Here is a 3,908-nt window from a genome sequence, read left to right as displayed (position 1 = left end):
GGGAATAGCGAGCGCGACCTCGATTTTACAATCGAGAATCTGCTGGCGACCGAAACTCAAATGGCACTCACGTAAGCTCCAACTTCTTTGCAGGGTGCGCTATCAGGTTTGCGGCCCATGTCACCTGCCCAATCTGCACCGATTTGGTGCTATGTATCGATATTTATCCGCGAGTGGATCGGCGGCCGCGGCTAGTAGCTCCGCCCAAAACAACGTGAGTCCTTCACGCTGAGAGGCGCTTCCACTTCCGGGGCGGCTGGGCGGCGCCCTCGRCCGTGTCGGCTGCGGCCACCCGATCAATACGTCTTCTACCTCAGATCTTGCCGCTGCCGGTGACGAACGTCTTTCCCCGCAGCGCCKGTAATACCCAACTGTCTTGGGCTGAAAATCCTGCCTTGCTCAGCTTTACCCAATTCGGCCGCCGAAAGCTCTGTTTGAGACAAAAAGATGACGGGTAGCTTTGCAGCCACTGCCRTCAACGAAACGCGCAATCATCGTCAACGAGCGATAGGGGAACTCCACCGATGTCCAATGACAGGCGACAAATCAACCGACGCCGTTTTCTTCACAGCTTGGCGTTCGCCTCTGCAGCCATAGCAGTGGGTCCCGGCAGCTGGATAATCCGGCCAGAATGGGCAAATGCGGCAGAGGGCTCGATCAAGATTGGCGTGGCTACCGACCTTACCGGATCRCTGGCGTTCAACGRCAATACCGATGCCAATGTCGCGCGAATGCTCGTGAAGGAGATTAACGACGCGGGTGGTCTGCTGGGCCGCCCTCTCGAACTTCTGATCGAGGACACAGCTTCGAACGAGTCGGTGGCGGTCRGCAATGTCCGCAAGCTCATTCAGCGAGACAAGGTCGACATGGTGGTCGGYGGCATTGCCAGTTCGATGCGCAATGCCATCAAAGATGTCATCATTTCACGCGGGAAGACCCTCTACATCTATCCGCAGGCCTATGAAGGCAAGGAGTGTACCCCCTACCTGTTTTGCACCGGCCCGGTGCCGGCCCAAAATTGCGACAAATTCATCCCTTGGCTCATTAAGAATGGCGGCAAGCGATTTGCTTTGCCGGGCTCCAATTACATCTGGCCTCAGACAATAAACGCGTACGCCCGCAGGGTGATTGAAAGCAATGGCGGAGAGGTCGTTTTCGAGGAGTATTATCCAACCGATCAGATTGATTTCTCGGCAACGGTCAGTCGCGTCATCACCAACAAAGTGGACGTCGTATTCAACACGGTAATTCCTCCGGGCGTCGGGTCATTCTTCAAGCAGCTTTATCAAGCGGGATTCTCCAAAACCGGCGGCCGGATTGGCTGCGTCTATTACGATGAGAACCTGCTTGACATGAACCAGTTTGAAGAGATCGAAGGCCTCGCCAGCAGCCTCGACTACTATAAGTCGTTGACCGCGGAGGATCCGGTAAGCGCCAGGATCCAGGCGGCTTACGAAAAGCAGTTCCCCGGCAAATTTCGGTTCTCGGCAGGCAGTGCCGCCACCGGCGTTTATCGGGGACTAAAGCTGTGGGAAGCCACAGTAAAGGAGGCTGGTACAGTTGAGCGCGATGCCGTGGCCGCCGCTCTCGACCACGCCAAGATCGCGGAAGGTCCGGGCGGTCCGGCCGAGATGGTGCCCGGCAAGCGCCACTGCAGGATGAATATGTATATCGGGGTGGCAAAGAACGGCCAGTATCAAATTGCGTCGAGGAGCGGCGGCCTTGTCGAACCGAAGGAGTGCTGAATGACCGAGGCACCTTTTGGAAACGACAAAATTCAAGTCGAGACCTTGCCGTATTCGGGTGAGGGAAGGACGCTCCTTCCAGCTATCACGATTATAGAAGCAATGCTGCTTCTTGTCGGCTTGTCTTCACCGGCACTACTGCCCGACTACATAACGATCTATGCCACTCGTGTGCTCATACTCTGTTTGTTCGCTATTTCGTTCGATTTGGTGTGGGGATATGCGGGCATTCTGAGCCTTGGTCAGTCGCTGTTTTTCGGCCTGGGCGGCTATGCCGTGGCCCTGATCGCACGCGATGCGAACATAGCGTCTATGTTCGTCGTACTTCCTGTCGGATTCATTGTGGGCCTCGTCGCCGCATTGTTGCTCGCAGGCTTCTTGTTGCTCGGACGTCACCCAACGAGTGTGGTTTTCGTGTCGCTAGGCACCATGACCGGCGCCTACGCGGCGGACAGGTTTGCTCGAGGATCGCAATACCTTGGCGGCCAGAATGGGRTCCCATCGATCCAGCCGATGACCATCGGCACCTATGAATTGAACGAAGGGCCAATCTTCTACTACATCGCGCTCGGCATTCTGGTGGTTGTCTATCTCCTTTGCCGCTTCATGTTGAGATCGCAGTTTGGCCTCGCGCTTGCCGGTCTGCGGGAAAATGAGCAGCGGATTGCCTTCTTCGGATACCGAGCACAGCRCCTCAAGGCGATCATCTTCGCCGTCAGTGGYGCGATCGCTGGCGTTGCTGGCAGCCTATACGCGTTTCACGAGGGGTTTGTGTGGACGAACATGCTGGGCGTTGTGATGTCGACCCAGGTTGTCCTTTATGTGCTGTTTGGCGGGTCCGGTACCCTTGTCGGAGCTGTGATCGGCACTCTCGTCATCGAGGCGTTGGGATATTGGCTGTCGAATGCTTTCCAAGATGTCTGGCCGATCATGCTCGGTGTGCTGTTGCTGCTTGTGATTATGTTCCGGCCTGCTGGGTTGATCAGCTTCGTCTTGAGCGAACGCGAGCGAGTTGGAAGCTTCGGGCGACCGGAAAAGCGAGGCGGCCATGGCGCTGCTTGAAACAACCCCTATCCTAAAGAGCTTTGGAAAACTTGTGGCGTTGGATGGAGCCGCAATCACGGTCGGTGAAAGCGAGTTCCATGGTCTGATCGGGCCTAACGGATCCGGCAAGAGCACTCTCATGAAGTGTCTGGCGGGTGCCGAGACACCCTCCAAAGGTCGGATCAAGTTTTCTGGCGTGGACATCACCGATGCATCGCCTGCTGCTCGAGCCCGTGCGGGGTTGAGCTTAAAATTTCAGATCACGAGCGTCCTGCCGGCTCTCACGCTTTACGACAACATTTTGCTCGCTCTCCAGGCAAAGTCGTCACTTGTGGGCCTGATCTTCTCGCGTACCCGCGGTGCTCTGCACGATCGTGTAATGGGAATGCTGGAGCAGTTTCGCCTCGCAAGCCGCGCTTACCAGCCCGCGTCGGCCCTCTCTCATGGGCAGCAACAGTGGCTCGAGATCGCGATGGCACTCGCGGGTGAGCCCAAGCTCTTGCTGCTCGACGAGCCGACAGGTGGCATGAGCCTCGAGGAGCGTCGAGTCACCGGCGATTTGCTGCAACCCATCAAGGAAAAATGCTCCCTGATTATTGTCGAGCACGATCTCGATTTCATCCGGGATGTTTGCGACCGATTGACCGTGCTCGATCAAGGCAATGTCATTTGCTCCGGCACGGTGCAAGAGGTCCAGGCCGACCCTCGTGTRCAAGAGGTTTATCTGCGCCGTGCTTGACGACAATCTGCTTGATATCATCGACGTCGATGCTGGCTATGGCCGCAGCCAGGTTCTGTTTGGCGTGCAAATGCAAATACCCCGGCGAGGCGGCACGGCCGTGCTTGGTCGCAATGGCGCAGGGAAGACCACGCTGATGAAGGCTATCGTTGGGGAATTACCGCTGCGCGGCGGCGCCCTCAGGCTCGACTCGCGCGACCTGGAGACACTTCCCACTGAAAAGCGCGTTCGACTTGGCATAGGCTATGTGCCGCAAGAGCACGCGGTATTCGCGCGCTTGTCCGTGCGCGACAATCTCGCTGTAGGTATGCTTTCCATGCGAGACAAAGACGCGCTCGACCGCGTGCTTACTATCTTTCCAAAGCTCGCCCACCGGCTGG

4 protein-coding genes are annotated in these 3,908 nt (G+C 57.0%); all 4 read left to right on the top strand.

Going from position 1 to position 3,908, the window contains the following annotated elements; translation table 11 throughout:
• The first annotated feature begins 524 nt into the window (after window positions 1-524).
• Window positions 525-1,745: a substrate-binding protein gene (locus tag ORS3428_RS06540; protein WP_071095697.1), complete on the top strand. Its 1,221-nt coding sequence runs from the start codon at window positions 525-527 to the stop codon at window positions 1,743-1,745.
• A 102-nt stretch (window positions 1,746-1,847) separates the two neighbouring features.
• A complete protein-coding gene (locus ORS3428_RS06535; protein ID WP_244507870.1) occupies window positions 1,848-2,807 on the top strand; it encodes a branched-chain amino acid ABC transporter permease in 960 nt (319 codons plus the stop codon).
• Complete coding sequence (locus ORS3428_RS06530) at window positions 2,794-3,528, top strand: ABC transporter ATP-binding protein (RefSeq protein ID WP_071095693.1); 735 nt, start codon at window positions 2,794-2,796, stop codon at window positions 3,526-3,528. Before ORS3428_RS06535 ends, ORS3428_RS06530 begins: the two co-directional genes overlap by 14 nt.
• Before the next feature lie 70 nt (window positions 3,529-3,598).
• On the top strand, window positions 3,599-3,908 hold a 310-nt coding region (locus ORS3428_RS06525; protein WP_244507869.1), incomplete at its 3' end, for an ATP-binding cassette domain-containing protein.

The sequence above is a fragment of the Mesorhizobium sp. ORS 3428 genome (genome assembly GCF_001854785.1).
Classification (GTDB): domain Bacteria; phylum Pseudomonadota; class Alphaproteobacteria; order Rhizobiales; family Rhizobiaceae; genus Mesorhizobium.
The sequence above is the reverse complement of the archived record's forward strand: the minus strand, read 5'-3'. Positions and strand labels throughout refer to the sequence as shown.